This window comes from Chloroflexota bacterium, assembly GCA_018829775.1.
Classification (GTDB): Bacteria; Chloroflexota; Dehalococcoidia; order Dehalococcoidales; family RBG-16-60-22; genus E44-bin89.
Window position 1 is genome coordinate 19,068 of record JAHJTL010000013.1, and the last position, 21,783, is coordinate 40,850.

Here is a 21,783-nt window from a genome sequence, read left to right on the forward strand (position 1 = left end):
ATTTGTGAGTATAAACAGGTGTAAAATTTAGCTTAATGGTAAAATGTATCACAGAGCAACAGTCACCAGATTACATTAACAGGAGCGTGAACAATGATAGTTGATGTACACACCCACGTGCCAACCCATGTTTCAGAGGTACCACCGGCAGAAGAAATCGTGAACAAACAGATGCGGCCGGATAAGCCGGTCAGGCTCACCACCACCCACCGTGATTTCTTCAAGGCAATGGAGCCGGTGGACCGGGTCATCTCCTTCGGCATCGCCATGCCACCGGACCGTCCCGCCGTTATCGGGGAAAAAGACGCGAAGAAGGCCAATGACGCTACAGCCGCACTGGTGGCTAAGGCACCGGAGAAAGTTATCGGCTTCATGTCTGTGTGGCCGGATGCGCCGGACGCAGTTGAGGAAATGGAGAGGGCCTACCACGAGCTCAAGCTGCGTGGACTGAAGCTGGGGCCAAACTATCAGAACTTCGAACCCCTGGGGCAAAACGCGCTTCGTGTCTATACCAAAGCCCAAGAATGGAACCTGCCCGTCCTGTTCCACCAGGGAACCTCTCCCATACGCGATGCACCCCTCCGCTATGCCCACCCGCTGGTGATGGACGAAATCGCCATTCGTTTTCCCGACCTGCGCATCGTCATGGCCCATATCGGCCACCCCTGGCAAGAGGACTGTCTCATCGTGATACGGAAACATCCGCACGTATACGCCGATATTTCGGGGCGGTTTTATCGACCCTGGTCGTTCTACAACGGTATCCGTATGGCCTACGAATGGGGAGTGATGGATAAGCTGCTTTTGGGCTCTGATTATCCCATAACGATGCCGCAGGAGGCGATAGACGGGTTACGCAGCCTGAATGATTTTATTAAAAAACACCACCTCCCGGAGGTTCCACAGGAGCTATTGGAACAAATAATCCACCAGGATGCACTGGCGCTGCTGGGCCTGAACTGAGATTAAGCCGACTTGCTTGACGTTCTGTGATACAATATCAAGTACGGTAGAATTGAAAAATCATTGGAGGTGAAATGCTAAATCATGTTTAATTTCGATGAACTAACCAATAGCATTGTTGATGGACAGGTTGCCAAAGCAGCCGAAGCAACGCAGAAAGCGCTGGCGGCACAGGTGCCCGCCAAAGAGATACTGGACAAAGGCTTGTTGCCAGCGATGAACCGTGTGGGCAGCGACTTCGAAAGCGGGGAGATTTTCCTGCCCGAATTGCTTATGGCCGGCGATGCCATGAAAACTTCAATTGGACTGCTGAGACCAGAACTTTCAAGCCAAGGGGCTGCCTACGCCGGGAAGTACGCCATTGGCACGGTTGAGGGCGACCTCCATGACATCGGCAAGAATATCGTCGTTCTCATGCTTGAGGGAAACGGCTGGGAAGTCACCGACCTTGGCATAGATATCACCCCGGACCGTTTCTGCGAGGAAATTAGAAAAGGAAACTATGATATCCTCGGGCTGTCCGCCCTGCTGACCTTCACCATGCCCAAGATGCCGGAAACGATAAATATCCTCAAGGAAGCCGGCCTAAGAGACAAAGTCAAGGTAATGGTAGGCGGCGCTCCACTGAATCAGGCCTTTGCCGACCAGATCGGGGCTGATGCCTTTGCCCGGGACGCCGTGGAAGCGGTGACAAAAGCAAAGGGCCTTTTAAATAAATAATTGGGGGTAATAAAGATGCAGACGCTTACCAATCGAGAGCGTGTGATGAAGGCGGTTCACCTCCAGGAGCCTGATACCGTCCCAACTTTTGAACTCGATATTGATGAGAGGATTATTGAGGCGCTCAAACCTGGCGCCACCTACGAGGATTTTATCGAATACATGGATTTGGATGCCATTTGCTATCACGAGCTAAAAACGGACTCCTTTGAAGTACTGGATAAAGCCAAGGGCCTCGTCCGCGACCAGTGGGGCGCCATCAAGCAGTACTCCGGGGTATCACGTACCATCCCCATGGTTCTGGAGCCGGCAATCAAGTCCAAGGAAGACCTGGCCAAATACGTCCCTCCCGACCCCGACCTGCCAGGGCGGTTCAAGAGACTAGAAGAGGCGGTGAAAAGATTCAAGGGGAAGCGGGCTATTATGTCCGTGGTCAGACCCTTCGGCACCATTTATGGCAGCCTCCGCAACCAGGATGAGCTGTTAAAGGACATGATAAGAGACCCCGAACTGGTGGAGGGTTTAAATGAAATTACCTCCAATTACTACAAACGTTATACCAAAAACCTGATAGATGTCGGGGCTGATATAATCATTGAAACCGCTGACTGGGCATTTACCAATGGCCCCATGGTGTCACCTAAGCATACGGCCAGATTTCTCATCCCCGGCTTCAAAGAGGTCGTTGATTACTGCCACAGCCGGAACATACCGTGTCTCAAGCACACCGACGGGAACATCTGGAGCATCTTCGACCTTATTGTAGAGGCCGGCGCTGATGGCGTCCACCCGATCGACCCCGTAGCCGGCATGGACATTGGAGAAGCAAAGGAAAAGTACGGCGACAGGGTCTGTATCATGGGCAACGTTGACTGCGGCAGACTGCTGAGCTGGGGAAGTAAAGAGGAGGTCCGCGAAACGGTCAAGGACTGCATCCGCAAGGCGGGCAAGGGTGGAGGCTACATCTGCATGTCCGGCAATTCCATTCATGGCGCCGTTAACCCGGATAACTATGCCGAGATGATACGGGCCATAAGAGAGTATGGTAAATACCCGCTTAACCTGTGATAGTGCCGATTCTGCCTTCAGAATAACGCGGTAAATACTAATCCCCGCCCGTAAGAGATTGGGAACACATTAGAGCGTGTACTCAGTCTCCAGTCTATTGCTGTTAATTAAGCCACATATGCGGTGCCTTTTGACGCTGCTTTCCGGTTGGAGTAAACTTCCCTCAGGCAGAAATGAAGCTTTACGAGTTTGAAGCCGGCGACCTGTTTCGACAGGAAGGTATACCCGTCCCCGATTTCGCAGTCGTTGACAGCCCTGCGCAGGCACGTAAAGCAGCCGAAAAAATCGGGGTTCCCGTCGTGGTTAAAGCTCAGGTCCTGATCGGAGGACGCGGGCTGGCCGGGGGGGTTAAACCTGCGGAGTCTCCACAGCAGGCAGAGGAATTTGCCCGGCGGATTCTGCAATCGTCCATCAGAGGGCTACCGGTAGACAGGGTAATGGTGGTGAAAAAAGCGGAAGTGGCCCGGGAGTTCTACCTGGGAGTGACCATAGATGGTGTCGCTGGCAGCCCGGTGGTTATCCTGAGCACCTCCGGCGGCGTTTCCATCGAGGAGACGGCCAGGACTCACCCTGAAATGGTTGTTCCCAGGCAGGTTTCCATTTCGGCCGGCCTGAGCCTGCCCGAAGCAAGGCAAATGGCTCAAAAAGCCGGGCTTACTGGCGATGAATCAGCCCGCATAGCCGAGATTCTGCACAGGCTCTACAATGTTTTTCGCAAATATGATGCCACCATTGCTGAAATCAATCCGCTGGTATGCACCGTAAAAGGTGATTACCTGGCCCTTGATGCCAGGATGGATATCGACGATTCCGGTCTGTTCCGTCATCCGGAGCTGCAAATATCACCCGAAGACCGCATTGCCAGCCTCCTGGAGAGGAAGGGGCGTCAGATCGGGGTAACCTACGTGGAACTGGACGGCGAGGTCGGCATCGTCTCCAGCGGGGCAGGCCTGGGCATGGCAACCATGGACATCATCGGGCGCAGATACCGCCCGGCCAACTTCCTGGAAACGGGAGGAGGCATCTCCGAAGAACTTCTTTACCGCGTCATGGAACTGGTTATGCAGAAGAAGGGTCTCAAGGCCGTGTTCCTCAACCTTCTCGCCGGAATCAACCCCATTCATGAAGGCGCCAGGGGAATCGTCCGTTTCCTTCAGGAGCACCCGACAAGCATCCCCATCGTGGCCAGAGCGCGAGGAAATCGGCAGGAGGAAATCTGGCAGATACTGAGAGAGGGAGGAGTTGAGGTGGTCACCGACGTGGCCACGGAAAAAAGTGTGGAATACCTTTTCCGAAGACTGGAAGAAACAAGATGAGCATCCTTTTGAATCGCGATACCAGGGTGCTGGTGCAGGGCATCACCGGTCGGGTGGGCCGGGCTCAGACAAAATGGATGCTGGAGTACGGGACGAATATCGTGGCCGGCGTGACTCCGGGGAAGGGCGGCGAGGAGGTGGAGGGCGTACCGGTTTATGATAGCGTCGCCCAGGCCGTTGCCGAGCGCGGAGCGGAGGCCTCCGTCTTTTTCGTACCGCCGGCAGCGGTTAAGGACGCCGCCTTTGAGACCATAGACGCTGGCGTCAGTCTTATTGTGGTGGTCACCGAGCACGTTCCGGTACACGATGCCATGGAGATAAAGGATTACGCTTCAGGACGCAACGTTCGGCTTCTGGGGCCAACCAGTCCCGGAATCATCACTCCGGGAGAGGCCAAGATGGGCATTATGCCCGGAAACATGTTCCAGCCCGGTCGAATCGGGGTCATTTCGAGGAGCGGTACACTCGCCTACGAGATATGTGTCGACCTGGCCGAATCTGGTTTGGGCCAGAGCACTGTTGTGGGTATGGGTGCCGACCCGGTGCCATTCACCGGCATGTCCGAACTGCTGGCTCTTTTTGATACCGATCCAGCCACGGACCTTGTTGTCATCGTCGGCGAGGTGGGAGGCATGCAGGAGGAGCACGCTGCCCGGTTTATCGCCGACCGTATGAAAAAGCCTGTGATAGCCTACATCGCCGGCCACAGCGTGCCCGAGGGAAAGCGCATGGGCCATGCTGGAGCCATCGTACAGGGCGACCGGGGCACGACAAAAAGTAAAATCAGCGCTTTTCAAAAAGCAGGTGTTGATGTGGCGGAATACCCGCTGGACGTGGTGAAACTGGTTCAGAACAGGCTGGGGTAATACTGCTGGGATCAGTAAGATTGATTACTTTATGTAAATGTCGAATATCTCCTGCGTGCGGACATCATCGCCTTCCATGGATGCCCTGATGTGAGCAAGAAATATTTGCGTATTGCCTTTTTGCTTTGCCTTGAACCGGAAGACCTGAAAGAGCACAATGGTTCCGCCTTCCTTGGTCTCACTATCAACCATACTCTCCAGTAGCTCGAGCATTGATTCATCGTATTTTTCCCGCCATATATAGCCGGAATTAAGGTCGAACGATCGGGCGATGGTAAACTCATTGTTTACCTTAACTTCAATTTTCTCCACCGGCAGGAAGCCGTACTTTTGCTGCTCTTCTTCTTTCTCACCACATCCGGCCAGGAGACCAATTACTATTACAGGTATCATTGCCAGGAGTAGCCACTTAGTCATTTTTATCCCTTTCTACTTACTCTTATTCTAATTCACTGTCGAACAAAACATCAAATGAAGCAGCTATGCTTATTTCAGGCTGATTCTGGCATCCACCACCCGGTATCCCTCCCCTTTCGCCATTACTTTCACCGGATTGAAGTCCAGCTCCGCAATCTGTGGAATATCCTCAACCATGGCGGACAACCTGAGCAGCAAATCCTGCATTGCCTGGATATCGCTGGGCGGCGCCCCCCTGAAACCTTCGAACAGACTGGCCATTTTGATTGAACTGACCATTTCGCTGGCATCCAGCTCGGTGAGTGGATGCAGACGGAGGACGATATCCTTTAACAGCTCGGCCTGCACGCCGCCCAGGCCAAACATTATGAGCGGTCCGAACGTCGGGTCCTGCGTTACCCCGGCAATTATTTCAACGCCGCCCGTAATCATTTTCTGGATGGTTACACCTTCCATCTCAGATTCACGCCCGATGGCCGCCAGCTTATCTTTAATGGTATTAAATGCGGTTTTCACTTCATTTTTCGAATTGAGGTCCAATATCACACCACCCACGTCAGTCTTGTGCGTGATGGACGGCGAGTTTAATTTAACGACCACCGGAAAGCCTGCCTGCGCCGCGATGGCAGCTGCCTTATCCGCGCTCTTAGCGACCGATGTCTCAACAATACAAATGCCATAACAATTTAACAGGTCCACTGTATCCTCTGCGGGAAGCCAGAACGGCCTCTGCTTATTCCGGCTCATTGCCGTTTCTATGATACGGCGTGCCTGTTCCCGTTTAATGCCCTTGATGCGGGGCACGATGCCTCTTGGCTTTTTCGTTAACTCGCGGTACTCAACCGCTTTGGCCAGCGCTGAGACAGCGTTTTCGGGGAAGGGATAGCACGGCACAAAGCTGCCTGTCGTTCCCAATCTGGCTCTGAATCCCCGCTGCCCCATGAAGCAGGCGAGCAGAGGTTTCTTGCGCCGCTGATAAAGGGTGCTGACGCGTCGGATGGACTCTTCCACCAGCGATGAGTCTATGACCGCCGCAGGGACAAATACCGCCAGGACAGCATCGACATTATCATCCTCGGCCAGCACCCTCAGGGAACCTTCAAATTCCTTCGGGGTAACACTGCCGGTGAGGTCCAGTGGATTGCCAATCCTGATATCCCGTTTGATGAGCTGGTCGAGTTTCCCTGCCGTTTCAGAAGAAAGCTCGGAGAGGGTCAGCCCTTGCTGCTCCGAGGCATCGGCGGCCAGAATCCCCGGCCCACCGCCATTCGTCACGATGAACAGTCTTTTACCTTCAGGGAGCGGCTGGCTGGAAAGCAGCGTTGCCACGTCAAAAAGTTCCTGGATACTATCGACGCGAGTGATTCCTGCCTGGCGGAACAAAGCGTCCGAGACCACTTCGGGTGTCGCCAGCGCGCCGGTATGGGATGAGGCAGCGCGGGAGCCGACCAGCGTGGTCCCGCCTTTGACGATAACGATTGGCTTTTTGGCTGAAACACGTTTGGCGATACGGCTGAACCTGTGCGGATTACCAAACGACTCCAGGTAGAGCAGGATGACTCTCGTCGCCGGGTCATCTTCCCAGTACTGCAGCAGGTCATTGGAAGAGATATCGGCACGGTTGCCCACGCTGACAAAGTCGGAGATACCCATATTGAGGTCGTTCGCGTACTCCAGAATGACCAGCCCCATGGCGCCACTCTGGGACAGAAAGGCGATATTGCCGCGGGGTGGATAGATGCGGGAAAAAGAGGCATTCAGTCTCACTTCAGGGTCGGTGGTGAGGATTCCCATGCAGTTGGGGCCCACCAGCCGCATACCGTGGCCCAGCGCCACATCACGCAGCTCCTCCTCACGGGCGGCTCCCTCCGGCCCCCTTTCTTTGAATCCATCGGTGATGACAATTATGGCACGAACACCCTTTCGCCCGCACTCGTCCGCCACTTTGGCGACAAACTGCGTAGGCACGATGATTATGGCCAGGTCCACTTCTCCCGGGACATCAAGTATGGAAGGATAGGCCTTCACCGCCATTATGGCATCCGCCTTCGGGTTCACCGGGTAGACAACGCCGGCGAATCCGCCTTCCATGATGTTCCGGAAGACCAGCTGCCCGATGCTGCCCGGTTGCCTGGAAGCGCCGACCACCGCGATTGAGCGCGGCGCCATAACGTTTCGTATTGAAGCGACCGTCGATAGGCGTTCCCTTTCCGCCTCTTTCCTTTCCACCCGCCGACTTCTGGCTATGGGAATGGTAAGGTGGTAGACACCGCCTCTGAGTTCGCTGTCAATGTGGAATCCGTAATCTTTGAGAACGGACATCATGCGTTCGTTCTCGGCGAGGACGTCGCCTTTAAAAAAGGCGATACCATTATCACGGGCAATGTTAGCCAGCCACTCGATAAGCTTAGTGCCAATTCCCTTGCCGTGGTAGGCGTCCTCGATGGCGAAGGCAACTCTCGCCGAGCGCTTATCTGGAAGGCGGTAATAACGCCCGATGGCAACGATTTCCTTGCGCTGCTCTTTTTGCACCTCGCCAACCAGCGCAAAGGTGTTGTTATAATCCACGGTACAGAAGCGCAGGGCGTCCTCAGGTCCCATTTCGCCCGGGTCACGTTGAAAGCGAAAGTATTTGGTTTGCTGGCTTTGTCGCTGGAAAAAGGCAAGCCAGCGCTCGGTATCATCCTGACGTATCGGTCTCAGCAGTATCCTTGAGCCATCTTTCAGAAGTACTTCAGTCTCGTACTGTGCTGGATACGTTGAACTTGTTGCCACCGTCATCTTAATCACACTATCTCCCGTTTCATGAACGACGTATATATCATAAATCAGTAAAGACAAGTAGTAAAGGGGGTTGAATTCTGAATTGCCTTTGACAGGCTTCCCCGGTGCTTCTATTTTTGTTCCGGGGTGTCAATGCTCTGGTTTGCCATTTGCGGTGTTAGAGAGCATAATGGGAAAAGTTTTCCAGAATCACAGGATAAACGTAATAAGGAAGGAGCACGCCAATGAAAACAAGGAAGGTCGGTTTCATCGGTCTGGGCTCAATGGGCAAAGCGATGGCAACGAATATTGCCAGGGCCGGTTACCCGCTCACTGTGTTTGATGTCAGAAAGGAGCCTCTCGCTGAGATGGAGAAGCTTGGCGCACGGGTGGCTAAAAGCGCCAGGAAAGTCGGCGAAGAGAGCGATACGGTTATCGTTATGGTGCTCGATTTCCAACAGGTGAAAGAAGCAGTGTTACCTCCCGAAGGTGCACTCGGCGGTATGCGCAAGGGAACCACTCTCATAATTACGAGCACGATTACACCGCAGAACGTGACCGAGGTAGAAAGCGTTGCCCGCGAGCATGGTATATCGGTTATCGATTCACCGGTAAGCGGCGGCAGGTTAAGAGCAGAGGATGCCAGTCTGGCATTGATGGTGGGCGGGGAGGATGCGGTGGTAAAAGAAAACGAAGATGTCCTGAAAGCGGTGGGAAGCAATGTGTTTCACGTGGGAAAGGTCGGGCAGGGTCAGGCAATGAAAATGGTCAATCAAATCCTGGTCAGCGCCAACATCGTCTCAGTGGCCGAGGCGATGGTCATGGCGGAAAAGCTGGGCATCAACCTTCAGACCGTGTATGACGTCATCACCAGAAGCTCTGGAACCAGCGAAGTGCTACAACGGATGGGTCCGTCGATGATTGCCAGAGATTTCGTACCCAAGGTTACCGTGGACATCCTTATCAAGGATACGGGTATTATAATGGACACTGTCCGAGCACTGGAGATACCCCTTCCGGTGTCCAGCACCGTTTACCAGATTTATCGAATGGCCAGAGCCCGTGGCCTTGGTCAGAAAGACGCCATCTCGGTTTTTCAACTTCTTGAGGAATTCGCTGGCCTGTAGATTGAGGAACAGGTCAAGCATCCCGCAGCCAGTTCATGACTCTTCCTGCCTGGCCATCAGATAACCCACCCCGGCACGGGTGAGGATGATTTTGGGGTCGCTGGGGTCGGATTCAATTTTGGTACGCAGACGTCTTATATGTACCCTGATGCTATCCGCCGCATCTGGATAATCTATGCCGTACACCGACTCGGCCAGCCCGGAATGGGTAACCACCCGCCCGGCGTTTTTCATCAGGTGATGTATTATAGAGCCTTCAGTAGGCGTCAGGCTTATCTCCTGTTCTCCGCAAAAAAGTTGGCCGGCGGAGGGGTCAAACTTCAACGGCCCGCAAATCAGGGGCGTTCCTTCGCCAAACACGCCACGGCGTCGCGTCACCAGCTTTATCCGTGACAAAAGCTCCATCTGTCGGAAAGGTTTAATAACGTAATCATCCGCCCCCCACTCCAGACCCTTGACAATATCAGTCTCGTCCGACCTGACCGTCAGAATCAGGATTGGCACATCTGAGAAAAGGCGGATACGCTTCAGTACTTCAAAGCCGCTGATATCAGGCAGACCGAGGTCCAAGATGATGACGTCCGGGCTATCGGACTGGAGTAGTTCAATTCCCCTCTCTCCGAGGTGAGTAGATAGCACCTTCGATTCAGGCCAGCTTATCTGGAGTGCCAGAGATATGGCTTCCACGATTGCCTGGTCATCCTCAATGATGAGAACTTTCATGATTTACTTCCTGTGTTAACTTTTTCCTTCTGCCCGGTTCCGGCCAGCGGTATGGAAAAGCCAAAAGTGCTGCCCTTTCCTTTTTCACTTTTTACCCATATCCGTCCCCCGTGAAGCTCCACCAGCTTCTTGGACAGGCTCAAACCAAGCCCCAGACCACTCAATCGCTCTCGATCGCTCTCAAGAGAGCGGTATGGCTCAAACAGTAATTTCTGCTCATTCCCGCTTATCCCAACGCCGGTATCCTGAACTTCCACCACCAGATTATCACGCTCTACCCTAGCTTTCAAGGTTATTTTACCTCCGGGATGTGTAAACTTTATCGCATTGTTCACCAGATTGAGTACAACCTGTCGGAAACGCTCTTCATCAGCCACGATTACTGGCAGTGTGTCTGGAAGCTTTGCGGTGAGCGTCTGCTCGTTGCGAATGGCAACCGGTATCTCTTCATCAACAACCCTCTGTAAAAGTTGTTTTGGGTCCATGGGTTCCGGATTCAGCCTCAGCATACCGACCTCGCCTTTGGCCAGGTCAAGAAGTTCGTCGATTCGCCGGTTCAGATTGTTTGCTCCGTGACTGATATTTTGCGCCAGGCCATACAATTGCTCGTCTTTCAGCTTTTGCATCAGCAGCTCGCTTGATGCCATTACCGGCGTAATCGGTGTTTTCAGTTCGTGTACCAGTGCTCTGGTAAATTCAATCCGCTTTTGTATCTCCGCTTCCAGAGTCTTTCTCAGTGCTCTCTCCTTGTTATAGAGTTCCTGCAGTTTATCTTCCGCCCTCTGGCGCTCCGTAATATCGCGGGCCGCTCCCAGGATGCCAATGGCACGTCCCTCAGTATCCCGAAGCGCAGACATTATCGCCTCAACCCAGACCGTGGAGCCATCCTTGCGCTTTACCTCAAGCTCCAGCGTCCTCGACCGGGTCAGGTCTTTTGCTTCCTCGCCTTCCCTGGCACTTTCTTCCATAAAAACGTCCATCGCGTGTTCGAAGGAGGCAGGGGTAAGAACCTGGTCCAGCGACTGTGCCCGGGCTTCTTCGACGCTATGTCCGCTAAGCCGTACCACCGACGGGCTGACGTAGGTGAACTTCAAATTCACGTCCATGGCTAAAATGACATCGGTGGCGTTTTCTGCCAGCAGGCGATAGTGCTCTTCGCTTTCCCGCAGCTCACCCTCCGACTCCTCTATTGCTGCCAGTAAACCATTGATAGTGCCCGCCAGAACGGAGAGTTCATCTGTCCCCGGCATCTGGACCCTTTCTGTAATATCACCGCTGGTGCCAATGCTCTGGATACCATTGCTCAGGTGGGTAAGCCTGGACAGCACCTGCTTTTCCAATAGCAGGATAGTAACAATGCCAAACAGCAGTCCGGCACCAACAATCATCAGCATCAGATAGGCAATGGCCACGTCCTGCTCGTAGATACTGACTGAACCAGCACCATTATTATCGAGCAGGATACTTTCGGACAGGAAATAGAGGATAACGATGAGTCCGAGAAACATCGTGCCGACAATAATTCGGGTTTTTCTGCGCAGAGTCATTATGCTGCCTTCAGCTTGTATAATGATGCCGGGTTGTCCCTGAGCATCCGCCGTGCCATTGAAACGGCTTCATCTTCACTAAGGTAGCCCTCATCGACCTTCTCGGAAAGGACACGGGCCACCATCTGACGCGCCATTACCGCATGCCCGTATGCCATCTCCACCGTCATTGAATCTCCACCAAAGGCCATGATTTTATTTCCGGGGACCGTCTCTATCAGTTCGTGCAGCAGTCGCCTAGCCATCTCCGGCGAGATAATGGGCAGCCAGGTAATGTCAGCCGTTACATTGGCAAAGTATTTGGCCAGCGTTGCCCACTCGTGAACGTATGGATATCCTCCGTGGAAGAGGTCGAATTTGGCCTCCTTATACTCAATAAACAGGTTTACCAGATGGGTGGGGTCGGCATTGGTGATGATGTTTTCATTGCCTTCCTGCAGGCCGGTATGTACCTGAATCGGTAACCCGACTTCAATGGCCGCGCGGATTACCTGATGCATCATATAGTCCTGGAGCGGTTTGGCCTCAAGCCAGGCGAGTCCCTCACCAAGGTGGCTGGCAATTCGGTTGAAGGCGATTTCCGCCTCATGCCGGGATACTTTATCGTACTTCAGGACGCGATTGTAGGCGAGGGCGCTTTTGACCGCCACAGCGCCTCCGGCTACATATCCCTCCAGCGCGGTGCGCATCGCCTTTACCAGGTCATCCAGTGAATGTATGGTTATTCCCGATTCCCCTTCAAGGATACCGAGGTCGGCCCGCGACAGCACGCCTACGAAATGGTCCAGCCGCATGGTCGGGACGAAGATATCTGGCTGCAGGTCCGTGCTCTGCCAGTCAACGATGGACACGGCAATATTTGCTTTTTCCCTCATAACATAGCGATACCAGTCCGGCTTTCTGGATTTGGCGATTGCCTCGGAAAGCTGGCGGTAGGTATTCCGGTTCAAATCATCAATGCCGAATATACCCCGGATGGTTATCAGCGTCTGCTTTGCGTAGGCCGTATTCCTTATCATCTCCCAGAAAGGCTCCATCGCCTGCCAGCGCTCGTCCAGAGACATATCTGCCCTTTCCGGTTCAGGGATGAAGCGGCGTACTTTGCGTCTCTTATACGCCTCCACCCTCACGCGGTGCATCGGGAAGCGTATGGCCTCCATCATGCGCGGCGACAGTCCCGCCGAAATCAGGTCGCTGGAATTATAGTGCGCAAAAAGGTAACTGAAGTCCACGGCGCACTCATTGCGTTCCGCCTCGAGCATGATATGTTCGTGCGTATCGACAAGGGAGATGCCTTCAACCTCTGCCTTTATCCGCTCATTGGTCTGGTTCACTATTGCCCCTCTCAACCTTTCAACATTTACTTATCATACACTACAGGCTATCGATTTCAGATTAGCACCAGTATGGAGTTATGTCAACGCATTGATTCGGGTCTGAAAGTATGACAGGTGAACTTTATTCAGAATTTGCCTTTGAGTTTCTCATAGGTCTCAGCCAGAGCCTCCGGCAGCACCTTCACATCGGCCAGAACGGGCATAAAGTTGGTATCTCCCTGCCAGCGCGGCACTATATGGGTATGGACATGGTCCGCTATCCCGGCACCGGCCACTTTCCCCAGGTTCATGCCAACATTAAAGCCCTCAGGATTCATTTCCTGACGAAGAACCTCGATACAACGGCTTACTATCTCGAAATGCTCGTTTCTCTCTTCAGCAGTGAGGTCTTCCAGGTTGGCCACGTGGCGGTAAGGCGCGACCATTAAATGGCCCGGGTTATAGGGATAGTTATTCAGTATGACGAAGTTCTTAATGCCCCGGAAAAGGATATAATTATTAACATCGTCATCCTGCGTGGGATTTTCACAGAGAAAACAGCCCCTCGGTTTTTTCATGCTGATGAACTGCATGCGCCACGGCGCCCAGATCCGTTTCATAAAGCGCTCCTTATTCCTTCACTTGCTGCTATTTTAATCGGCGGACCTCAACACGTCAACGAAAGGGCTGATACTTTTATGGTTTTTGTCGCAATAGCGTTTTTCCCAAGTGGTATAATAATGCTGAGAAAGTGAGGTGACGGCTATGACTATCGTGGTCAATGATAGCAGTTTGCAGATTGAACAGCTCCAGCTGGGACCTTTTGGCACTAACGCCTACATTCTTATCTGTCAGGAAACCAAAGAGAGCATTATCGTGGACGCTCCCGCCGAAGCGGATAAAATCATATCACGACTGAAAGGCACTACTCCCCGGTATATTCTGCTCACCCACTCCCACATGGACCATATCGGTGCACTTGCCCAACTCCGTTCCGAGTTGAAAATACCCCTGGCGGCTCACGCCGCTGATTCCAGCATATTGTCTCCGCCACCGGAGATATTGCTCGAAGATGGCGATACCATTGACTTCGGGAAGATTCAGATTACTGTCCTGCACACACCCGGGCACACGCCGGGCAGCCTCTGCTTCAAAACAGGGAACTATCTGCTATCGGGAGATACCCTTTTCCCGGGAGGGCCGGGCAAGACGGGAACACCCGCCGACTTCGCACAGGTTGTAAAATCGATAACGGATAAGATTTTCACGCTGAATGATAATACGCCGGTTTATCCAGGACACGGAGAGCCAACCACTATAAAGAAGGAAAAAGAAGAATTTAAAATCTTCTCCTCACGCCCACGCGACCCCAACCTCTGTGGTGATGTGCTCTGGCTTTCGTCCTAATAATGGATTCAGCTACCAGAGGATTTCCTCACGGTGAAAGGCCTCGGCGAGCTCGTATTCCGTTCCCTTGGCCCTGTCTTTTGCCCACTGCCTCATCCTTTCCTCCAGGTCCGGAAAACGGCTGTTGCCTACCTGGCTTTCGTGACAGCGCAGTGCCTCCAGCTTGATATGAAAGGTATCCGTGATATCGGAGCGGTGATTGATATTGTCGATGATGGTCCACATCCAGACCTCTTTCACCCGGTGTGGCTTGAGCCCTTCTTCCAGCAGGTCGGGATAGGCAAGATGGTCTCTGGCTAATGGGAAAACGGCGTCCAGTACCACCTGCCCGGTAACTCTGTGGTCACGGTGCCAGATATACCGGCGATACGGGTCAGCCGAGACGACGATGTCGGGTCGGTACATCCTTATCAGCCGGACGATTTCCTTGCGGAACTCGGGCGTATCTTCCAGGCTCTGGTCTGCGTGGCGCAGGAAAATAACCTCTCTCACGCCGAGCACTTCAGCGGCACAGCGTTGCTCACGCTCTCGAATTTCAGCCAGGGCCTCCGGCTTTACGCTGTAATCACTGGTACCCTTGTCACCGTTGGTGCAGACAACGTAGACAACTTCCTTACCTTCCGCCACCCATTTGACCACGGTGCCCGCTACGCCAAACTCGGCGTCATCCGGGTGCGGTGTGATGACAAGGACATCGGCTTTTTTAACTGACATTGGGGAATCTCCTTGTTTCCGAGGTACTAATTAGCATTGTATAACATCGGGGTACTTGATACAATTTTGGGATAGGAATATGCCATAATGAGCCAGCAGACCTACAACATCAGAAATTACCGGCCCTCAGATTTCGATGAATACGTAAACTTACACATTGAAGCAGAGAAGATAGACCGGTCGGGGCTCTGTACTTCACGGCAAACACTCCGGGAATATTTGGAGCGACCTCTCTATAACCCGGAAAAAGACCTTTTTATCGCCGAGTCATCAGGGAAAATCGTTGGCTTCCTGAATATTAAGACGGAAATGATCACCCGCCGGGTGCTGCTTGATTGCCTGGTGCATCCCCAGCATCGGCACAAAGGTCTGGCGAAGCGACTTCTTGAGCAGGTTACACAACGCGCCAGAGAGCTAGAGGTCGAGGTAATGCACGTCAATGTTTTGGAGGCAAATACCGCCGCCCGGGAGATACTCTCCAGGTTTGGCTTCAGCATAGTCCGGCAGTTCCTCGAAATGAGCCTTTCTTTATCCGAGGCAAAGCTGCCGGATACGTTAAACAGTGAATTCACTCTGCGCTACCTTCAGCAAGGCGAGGAAAAAAGACTGGCTGACGTCCAGAATTGCTGCTTCACCGATACCTGGGGTTTCAATCCGAATACGCCGCAAGAGATTGCCTACGCTTTAAACCTGAGCGGTGCCTCAGCAGAAGACGTTGTCCTCATATATGATGGTGCTCGACCTGTCGGATACTGCTGGACTAAGATAAACTGTGAAAAGAGTACGGAAACGGGGAAGGAAAAGGGACGCATCTTTATGCTTGGCGTCGACCCTGATTACCGCAGCAGGGGCATCGGCAGGCTGGCGCTACAGGCAGGACTGTCTTACCTCGAAGATAAGAGCATTAGAGTTGCGGAATTAACCGTGGACAGCGAGAACCCGGCGGCCTTTTCACTCTATAAATCTTTCGGCTTTCAAGTTACGGCACGTAGCTTATACTATGAAAAGCAGGTTGATTAGCCGGCTCCGTCTGTTCCGTTCGCCAGGAGCGCACGGCACTCTCTGGCTACAGCCCCGGCGATATTCGGCCAGCTAAACGGCTCCAGCGAAGACCGCATTATCGATGCCAGATGCCCATTGTCATCTGAGCGCGATAGTGCCAGCTTTATCTCGTCCGCCAGCCTGCTGGGCTCATTGTCATTGACCAGGAAACCGGTCTCACCATGCCTGATAATGTTTTCCGCTCCGCCCACTTTCGTCGCCACCACGGGGGTGCCGCAGGCAAGCGATTCCAGCGCTACCAGGCCGAAGCTTTCATAATATGACGGGACAACGCAGACATCGGCCGCACTGTAGAGAAGTGGCAAATCAGACTGCTTCATCAAGCCCAGAAAGTCGACCGAGTCCCCTATCCGGAGCTCCTCTGCCAGCTTCCTCAGTCGTTCGATTTCATGTCGACTGTTCCCCCCACCACCAACGATTAGAAGTCGCGGCCGACAACCATTCTGAAGATAGGTCATAGCCATCATCAACCGGTCGATGCCCTTTAGCGGTTCAATGCGCCCGACGAATATAATGGTCTTATCATCATTCAGACCAAGTTGTTTTTTGGCCTCTACCCTGTCCATCGGTCTGAACATATCCATATTTACGCCGCAGGGGATGACTTTGACTCTTTCCGCCGAAGCACTGTAGTGCCGTATCAGGTCTGCCTTTTCTTTTTCGGTAGCAGCAATAATGCGACTACAATCGCTGATGACGGAGCGTTCTGTTTTGATGCGGAGCTCAGGCTCTTTTTCCCCAACGCCGACCGCGTTTTTCACCGCGCCCAGGGTATGGAACATGATCATGTGAGGCACCCGCCACCATTTCTGCAGATGCTTTCCCGCCCAGGCTGACAACCAGTAATGGCTGTAAACCAGGTCGTAGTGCAGGTGGTTACGTTTGCGGAAATCCTCAAGGCGCCTGGCAAAATCAGGGAGGTGGGGGTATACTGCCAGCTTGTGTATTTCTTCATCCTCGCCCGCCCTGAGATGAATGAGGCGAGCATTCTGTCCCAGCTCATATATTATCTTGTCCTTGGAGTCGTGAACTCTGGTATATATATCAACCCGATGCCCCAGTTTGCCCAGCTCACGTGCCAGCTCCAGGACGTAGACGCTCATGCCGCCAGTGTCTTTGGTGCCCAGCTTGCCCACCGGACAGCTGTGCGCACTGAGCATGGCAATCTTGAGTGATTTTTCGCTTGGCAAAATATTTCTCTCCTTGTACCTCTATTTAATCGTTACCCGGCAATTGTACAGTCTGATTTCACTGCCCCCAAGCTGGTATTTATACTTCTCGGCGCCCTTGAGAAAATCCCATTTCTTTCTGCCCCGATTGATGCTCTCCTTGATACAGAGAACCTTGGAAAGCAAACCAACGCTCAGGGAATCGTACTGGGGGTCGTAGGCGCTGTTATAAAGATACATCACCTGGTTGCAGTCAAAGCCCATGATCATGGCCGCCGGCTGCGCCTCCACTTCAAGGATACCATATCGCAGCAGTTTGATTCCCGCCATAGCTTCAGCCAGCGCTCGGAAAAACGTCTCTATCTGAGCTGTCATGAAATCCGCCTTTTCCTCACGGCTCAGGGAAAAGAGTTTTAGGAAGGTGTCAGTCAGCTTGCTGACATCTTGTGGACCAACTTCATGACAGCGATATTGCACGTCTCCGGCACCCCACAGCCTTCTCAGCTTGCGCCTTACCTCGTGACGCTGTTTCTTGTCCAGTCCCTCAAGGTATTCCTCCCAGTTGGCGGGTAAATCCATCTCCACGGTTACATCGCCTTCCTGGCAGATTACACTGCCGCCGTGTTTTTCGACCACAGCTACCAGGCTGGTAATCACGCTTGAGTCCGGCCTCACCGGGTTCAGTTCCAGTTGCTGGATACCTTTCCTGGCCAGGTCATCAAGCAGGACATTGAAAAATTCAGCTTCTCTTCCGGGCACGATGATGAAGTCCTGGTAATCACAGACATCAGCATTGCCCACAAAGCATGCTTCTTTGCCTTTGAGATGAAGCGGGGCGATACCGATAATACCTGACTTATCACGTACCGCGGTCAGGTATAATTCCGATTTTGGCTGAAAAGTACGCCACCAGACTTCCAGCCACGCCGGTAAAACAAAAATAGAACCCCACTTCAACCCAGAGCCAGGATCATTCCAGTATGAAGTGAGGCGGTCGAAACTCTCCTGAGTTACGGTAAAATTCATATTTAGCTACCAGTGTATCACCTTGCTAGCCGCAAAATCAATTTGGATAGAACGGCGTTATTTTTTCGTTTTATCTTTTTTATCTTTGACATTAAACCGGTATTCCCTGGTCCTGCTGAAAATGGCGGTGAAGAGATGGGCCAGAAAGACCAGGACGCCGACAAAAACGATTACGGGTGCAATATCCTGCATTGATGCCGTACCTTTTTACTTCTGATAATGGATACTTTAGGTAGCCGAGCCCACTTTGCCAAGAGCCGATTTTGCCCTTACCTCGCTGATATAGTATAATGTGTTTGGTTTGTTAATCTTCGAAAGGATTTTATCATGACCGAGAAGTCTCTGACTGATGTTAAAACATTTATTGAAAACGTAAACAAGAAAGATAAGCGCAACGGCAAGAAGATACGCTTTGCCTGGATGAAACGGAAGGGGAAATCGAGCCAGTAGACACTAAACCTTATTTGTGCCGGCTCATCGCCGGTTCAAAAGGGTGCCCCCTGCGAGCAAAATCAGGTTGATAAGTATCTGAAGCGTCAACTTCCTGCACCCAGCCATTCTCTATCCCCAGTTCATCCAGCAGCCCGATGACCTCTTCATATTCCTGCTCATTGATTCTGCGACTAATTAAAGGTATCCGCGTAGCACGGTGGGCCGGGTAATACTGCGCCATGATGCTGACCGTGACCGCCGGAGAAACCTCGTTGACCAGCCAGGCGAGCGATTCCCGACTTCCCGCCAGCCGGTTGGGCAGTATCAGGTGTCGCACGAGCAATCCCTTCTGCGCGATACCGCTTTCGTCCAACGCCAGGTCACCAACCTGCCGATACATTTCCTTAATCGCGTCTCTGGCTCGCTCCACATAGTCCGAAACCCGCGAAAGTTTCCATCCCCAGCTATTTGAGGCGTATCGGAGGTCGGCCAGATAAACGCTGATGATGCCGTCAAGCGATTCTAAAGTATCCACAGAATCATAGCTGCTGGTATTGTATACCAGCGGTATTTGCAGGCCCATCGGCACTGCTTCCAGCAACGCTTTTACTATCTGCGGGACGAAGTGCGATGGCGAGACAAAGTTGATATTGTGGCAGCCCAGCTCGTTCTGGAGATAAAGCATATAGCTGGCCAGATTTTTATAATCAACCTGCTTGCTTTGCTGTGCTCTGTGGTTTTGGCTTATCTGGTGGTTCTGGCAGTAAGCACAGCGCAGATTGCAGTTGCCGAAGAAAATGGTCCCCGAGCCTTTGTCCCCGGATATGGCCGGTTCCTCTCCATGATGGGCACAGGCCGCCGCCACAATCGGCAGGTAGCCGGAATGACAGAAACACTTCTCGCTTTCCAGTCGATTAACGCCGCACTTCCTCGGGCAGATATCACAGGAACGCAACCGCGCCTCCAGAGTCCTGGCACGATGCGCTAATTCGCCCGACTTATACAACGCAATGTATTCAGGTTCCATAATTACAATGGCCAATAATTACTGCTTTTTGCGCTTCACCTCTAGGACGTGCTGTTTCAAATCCAGGATTTCGACTTCTTGCTCCGCCGACACATTTCCTTCCACCGATCTTGCTTTCCAGTATTCACCCTCAATCCGTATCACACCGCTGGGAGTTAGTGGTTCAATTACTTCACCCACCAGACCAATCATGCCTTCCCGACCGGTAACCTGTCTGGCGTGAAAAGTGGGTATGACCAGTTTATGAATGACAAAGACTAAAGTACCCAGTAACAAGGCGACCACAATCGCTAACCAGAGCGGTAGGCTGATTTTAAAAAACCAAAGAGCGGCCAACACCAAAGCTATGGCTACCGCCTCGTCCAGGAGCAGGACAGTAACTTTAAGCCAGTCTTTAATTGTGCGCTTAGTGTTCTCCTTCACCATGCCCTGACTACCTCCCCCTATTACCCTAATATGGCAGCAAGCCTACTCTTGAAGGTCGAATTGCCACTGGCACCAGTATTCCGGCGGGTGTTCGTCTGGAGGACAGGTCACACAGGTCAATTTGATTCTGGGGTCAATAACCTCGATATAGGAGTTGAGGTATGCCTTACCCACCGACTTGCAGGGAAATTCACCCCTCCCATCCCTGAGCCTCGCCTTCTGCGGCGGGCAGTCGGTGAAACGCAGCACCGCCCGCTCATCGGTAAGCTCCACAGCCTTCGGCTTGAAAACGTTCAGAACCGGGTCGAGCTCGATGACCCTGATAAGCTGTCGCATCGGGCTGCTTTCCTTAATCGGCAAATATTTCGGCACCCGTCTTGCCTGCGTCAGACATAATCGCCGCCAGACCTCGATATCTATTTCCAAGGCCGCGTCGAGACCGTATTTCTCCTCCACCAGCGTGACCCAGAGGCCGTCAAGCGTATAGGCGCCTCGTGAGCACAGCTCCACCAGCTTTTCAGCCGGTATCTTGGAATATTCATCTTTAGCCATAAATTATTACCTCTATTGTGGTTGGGGCTTAAATAAGTGTTCAGGGGTTTTTAAGTGAAATTCACCTGTCCCCCTGCTTCTCTATCTTTGCCCAGGTATCCCGTAACGGCACCGTCCGATTGAATACGATTTTCCCGGCAGATGAATCGGTATCGACGCAGAAATAGCCCTGCCTCTCGAATTGGTACCGATTTCCGGGTGTTGCGCCGGCAAGACCGGGTTCAACACGGCACGAGGTCAATATTTCCAGGGAATTGGGGTTTAAATAAGCCTTGAAGTCAGCCCCATCCTCCACATCAGTCGGGTTTTCCTTGCTGAATAAGTGCTCGTACAGGCGTACTTCAGCTTCGAGGGCGTGCTCAGCCGAAACCCAGTGCAACGTTGCCTTGACCTTCCGTCCATCCGGGGAGTCACCGCCCCGCGTGGCCGGGTCATAAGTGCAGCGGAGCTCAACCACCTCTCCGCTCTGTTCATCCTTGACCACATCCACACAGGTGATAAAATACGCGTATCTCAGCCGCACCTCACGGCCCGGCGCCAGGCGGAAGAACTTCTTCGGTGGGTCTTCGCGAAAATCCTCCCGTTCGATATATAGCACGCGCGAAAAGGGTACCTTTCGTGTCCCCGCGCCGGGGTCCTCGGGGTTATTCACCGCATCCATTTCTTCCACCTGGTCTTCCGGATAGTTCTCAATGACCACCCGCAGCGGGCGCAGCACTGCCATAACGCGTTGAGCCTGCTTGTTTAAATCCTCGCGGAGGCTGTGCTCAAGCAAGGCAATATCGATGGTACTGCCGGTCTTCGCCACTCCAATGCGCCGGGAAAAGTTGCGGATGGACCCCGGTGTGTAGCCACGTCTGCGCAAACCCGATATCGTCGGCATCCGTGGGTCGTCCCATCCACTCACATACCCTTCCCGTACCAGTTCCAGAAGCATGCGCTTGCTCATCACGGTGTAGGTGAGATTGAGTCGGGCAAACTCTATCTGCCGGGGATGATAAACGCCCAGCTCGTCCAGGAACCAGTCGTATAATGGACGATGGTCTTCAAATTCCAGCGTGCAGATGGAATGGGTAATCCCTTCGACGGAATCCTCAAGGCCATGGGCCCAGTCGTACATCGGATAGATGCACCACTTATCG

At 52.9% G+C, this 21,783-nt stretch carries 21 protein-coding genes; 8 read left to right on the forward strand and 13 right to left on the reverse strand.

Going from position 1 to position 21,783, the window contains the following annotated elements; translation table 11 throughout:
• Window positions 1-93: 93 nt before the first annotated feature.
• The 5 genes from KKD83_01710 to sucD all read left to right on the forward strand — a co-directional run bounded on the left by KKD83_01710 (window position 94) and on the right by sucD (window position 4,933).
• Window positions 94-963: an amidohydrolase family protein gene (locus KKD83_01710; protein MBU2534865.1), complete on the forward strand. Its 870-nt coding sequence runs from the start codon at window positions 94-96 to the stop codon at window positions 961-963.
• A gap of 84 nt (window positions 964-1,047) precedes the next feature.
• Complete coding sequence (locus KKD83_01715) at window positions 1,048-1,683, forward strand: corrinoid protein (protein MBU2534866.1); 636 nt, start codon at window positions 1,048-1,050, stop codon at window positions 1,681-1,683.
• A 15-nt stretch (window positions 1,684-1,698) separates the two neighbouring features.
• Window positions 1,699-2,751, forward strand: coding sequence for a hypothetical protein (locus tag KKD83_01720; protein MBU2534867.1), 1,053 nt, complete (start codon window positions 1,699-1,701; stop codon window positions 2,749-2,751).
• A 173-nt stretch (window positions 2,752-2,924) separates the two neighbouring features.
• A complete protein-coding gene (locus tag KKD83_01725; GenBank protein MBU2534868.1) occupies window positions 2,925-4,067 on the forward strand; it encodes an acetate--CoA ligase family protein in 1,143 nt (380 codons plus the stop codon).
• Window positions 4,064-4,933, forward strand: coding sequence for a succinate--CoA ligase subunit alpha (gene sucD / locus KKD83_01730; protein MBU2534869.1), 870 nt, complete (start codon window positions 4,064-4,066; stop codon window positions 4,931-4,933). The genes KKD83_01725 and sucD overlap by 4 nt, the downstream gene beginning before the upstream one ends.
• A 24-nt stretch (window positions 4,934-4,957) precedes the next feature.
• Here sucD and KKD83_01735 read toward each other — a convergent pair whose 3' ends face one another.
• Window positions 4,958-5,350 carry a protease inhibitor I42 family protein gene (locus KKD83_01735; protein MBU2534870.1) on the reverse strand — a complete coding sequence of 131 codons (393 nt, stop codon included), beginning with the start codon at window positions 5,348-5,350 and terminating at the stop codon, window positions 4,958-4,960.
• A 69-nt stretch (window positions 5,351-5,419) separates the two neighbouring features.
• Entirely contained in the window at window positions 5,420-8,140 is a 2,721-nt protein-coding gene (locus KKD83_01740) for a GNAT family N-acetyltransferase (GenBank protein ID MBU2534871.1), read from the reverse strand.
• A gap of 218 nt (window positions 8,141-8,358) precedes the next feature.
• Between KKD83_01740 and KKD83_01745 the strand changes: the two genes are divergently transcribed.
• A complete protein-coding gene (locus tag KKD83_01745) occupies window positions 8,359-9,240 on the forward strand; it encodes an NAD(P)-dependent oxidoreductase (protein MBU2534872.1) in 882 nt (293 codons plus the stop codon).
• A gap of 33 nt (window positions 9,241-9,273) precedes the next feature.
• Here the strand turns inward: KKD83_01745 and KKD83_01750 are convergent, their stop codons facing one another.
• The 4 genes from KKD83_01750 to KKD83_01765 form a co-directional block, all read right to left on the reverse strand.
• Entirely contained in the window at window positions 9,274-9,963 is a 690-nt protein-coding gene (locus KKD83_01750; protein ID MBU2534873.1) for a response regulator transcription factor, read from the reverse strand.
• Window positions 9,960-11,510: a PAS domain S-box protein gene (locus KKD83_01755; GenBank protein ID MBU2534874.1), complete on the reverse strand. Its 1,551-nt coding sequence runs from the start codon at window positions 11,508-11,510 to the stop codon at window positions 9,960-9,962. Before KKD83_01755 ends, KKD83_01750 begins: the two co-directional genes overlap by 4 nt.
• A complete protein-coding gene (locus KKD83_01760) occupies window positions 11,510-12,844 on the reverse strand; it encodes an amidohydrolase family protein (GenBank protein ID MBU2534875.1) in 1,335 nt (444 codons plus the stop codon). Before KKD83_01760 ends, KKD83_01755 begins: the two co-directional genes overlap by 1 nt.
• A 128-nt stretch (window positions 12,845-12,972) precedes the next feature.
• Entirely contained in the window at window positions 12,973-13,446 is a 474-nt protein-coding gene (locus KKD83_01765; GenBank protein ID MBU2534876.1) for an HIT domain-containing protein, read from the reverse strand.
• 145 nt (window positions 13,447-13,591) lie between these two features.
• Between KKD83_01765 and KKD83_01770 the strand changes: the two genes are divergently transcribed.
• Entirely contained in the window at window positions 13,592-14,233 is a 642-nt protein-coding gene (locus KKD83_01770) for an MBL fold metallo-hydrolase (protein ID MBU2534877.1), read from the forward strand.
• Between the two features lie 12 nt (window positions 14,234-14,245).
• Here KKD83_01770 and KKD83_01775 read toward each other — a convergent pair whose 3' ends face one another.
• Window positions 14,246-14,947: a PIG-L family deacetylase gene (locus KKD83_01775; GenBank protein ID MBU2534878.1), complete on the reverse strand. Its 702-nt coding sequence runs from the start codon at window positions 14,945-14,947 to the stop codon at window positions 14,246-14,248.
• Window positions 14,948-15,034: 87 nt separating this feature from the next.
• Between KKD83_01775 and KKD83_01780 the strand changes: the two genes are divergently transcribed.
• Window positions 15,035-15,967, forward strand: a complete 933-nt coding sequence (locus tag KKD83_01780) for a GNAT family N-acetyltransferase (GenBank protein ID MBU2534879.1) — start codon at window positions 15,035-15,037, stop codon at window positions 15,965-15,967.
• Here the strand turns inward: KKD83_01780 and KKD83_01785 are convergent.
• From KKD83_01785 to glnS, 6 genes are all read right to left on the reverse strand, one after another.
• Window positions 15,964-17,199 (reverse strand): glycosyltransferase, encoded by a 1,236-nt coding sequence (locus tag KKD83_01785; GenBank protein ID MBU2534880.1) that lies wholly within the window; start codon window positions 17,197-17,199, stop codon window positions 15,964-15,966. The genes KKD83_01780 and KKD83_01785 overlap by 4 nt on opposite strands.
• A 21-nt stretch (window positions 17,200-17,220) precedes the next feature.
• A complete protein-coding gene (locus KKD83_01790) occupies window positions 17,221-18,204 on the reverse strand; it encodes a GNAT family N-acetyltransferase (protein MBU2534881.1) in 984 nt (327 codons plus the stop codon).
• 460 nt (window positions 18,205-18,664) lie between these two features.
• Entirely contained in the window at window positions 18,665-19,663 is a 999-nt protein-coding gene (locus tag KKD83_01795; GenBank protein ID MBU2534882.1) for a radical SAM protein, read from the reverse strand.
• 18 nt (window positions 19,664-19,681) lie between these two features.
• Entirely contained in the window at window positions 19,682-20,089 is a 408-nt protein-coding gene (locus tag KKD83_01800) for a hypothetical protein (protein ID MBU2534883.1), read from the reverse strand.
• 42 nt (window positions 20,090-20,131) lie between these two features.
• The gene (locus KKD83_01805; GenBank protein MBU2534884.1) at window positions 20,132-20,641 is read right to left on the reverse strand and encodes a hypothetical protein; all 510 of its coding nucleotides are present in this window, start codon (window positions 20,639-20,641) and stop codon (window positions 20,132-20,134) included.
• A 61-nt stretch (window positions 20,642-20,702) separates the two neighbouring features.
• A partial coding sequence (gene glnS, locus KKD83_01810) for a glutamine--tRNA ligase (GenBank protein MBU2534885.1) occupies window positions 20,703-21,783 on the reverse strand: 1,081 nt, incomplete at its 5' end.

What these genes read in the sequence shown, in the direction of transcription:
- KKD83_01710 (MBU2534865.1), top strand. Translation starts at nt 94, where the DNA reads ATGATAGTTGATGTACACACCCACGTGCCAACCCATGTTTCAGAGGTA.
- KKD83_01715 (MBU2534866.1), top strand. Translation starts at nt 1,048, where the DNA reads ATGTTTAATTTCGATGAACTAACCAATAGCATTGTTGATGGACAGGTT.
- KKD83_01720 (MBU2534867.1), top strand. Translation starts at nt 1,699, where the DNA reads ATGCAGACGCTTACCAATCGAGAGCGTGTGATGAAGGCGGTTCACCTC.
- KKD83_01725 (MBU2534868.1), top strand. Translation starts at nt 2,925, where the DNA reads ATGAAGCTTTACGAGTTTGAAGCCGGCGACCTGTTTCGACAGGAAGGT.
- sucD (MBU2534869.1), top strand. Translation starts at nt 4,064, where the DNA reads ATGAGCATCCTTTTGAATCGCGATACCAGGGTGCTGGTGCAGGGCATC.
- KKD83_01735 (MBU2534870.1), bottom strand. Translation starts at nt 5,350, where the DNA reads ATGACTAAGTGGCTACTCCTGGCAATGATACCTGTAATAGTAATTGGT.
- KKD83_01745 (MBU2534872.1), top strand. Translation starts at nt 8,359, where the DNA reads ATGAAAACAAGGAAGGTCGGTTTCATCGGTCTGGGCTCAATGGGCAAA.
- KKD83_01750 (MBU2534873.1), bottom strand. Translation starts at nt 9,963, where the DNA reads ATGAAAGTTCTCATCATTGAGGATGACCAGGCAATCGTGGAAGCCATA.
- KKD83_01755 (MBU2534874.1), bottom strand. Translation starts at nt 11,510, where the DNA reads ATGACTCTGCGCAGAAAAACCCGAATTATTGTCGGCACGATGTTTCTC.
- KKD83_01765 (MBU2534876.1), bottom strand. Translation starts at nt 13,446, where the DNA reads ATGAAACGGATCTGGGCGCCGTGGCGCATGCAGTTCATCAGCATGAAA.
- KKD83_01770 (MBU2534877.1), top strand. Translation starts at nt 13,592, where the DNA reads ATGACTATCGTGGTCAATGATAGCAGTTTGCAGATTGAACAGCTCCAG.
- KKD83_01775 (MBU2534878.1), bottom strand. Translation starts at nt 14,947, where the DNA reads ATGTCAGTTAAAAAAGCCGATGTCCTTGTCATCACACCGCACCCGGAT.
- KKD83_01780 (MBU2534879.1), top strand. Translation starts at nt 15,035, where the DNA reads ATGAGCCAGCAGACCTACAACATCAGAAATTACCGGCCCTCAGATTTC.
- KKD83_01790 (MBU2534881.1), bottom strand. Translation starts at nt 18,204, where the DNA reads ATGAATTTTACCGTAACTCAGGAGAGTTTCGACCGCCTCACTTCATAC.
- KKD83_01795 (MBU2534882.1), bottom strand. Translation starts at nt 19,663, where the DNA reads ATGGAACCTGAATACATTGCGTTGTATAAGTCGGGCGAATTAGCGCAT.
- KKD83_01800 (MBU2534883.1), bottom strand. Translation starts at nt 20,089, where the DNA reads ATGGTGAAGGAGAACACTAAGCGCACAATTAAAGACTGGCTTAAAGTT.
- KKD83_01805 (MBU2534884.1), bottom strand. Translation starts at nt 20,641, where the DNA reads ATGGCTAAAGATGAATATTCCAAGATACCGGCTGAAAAGCTGGTGGAG.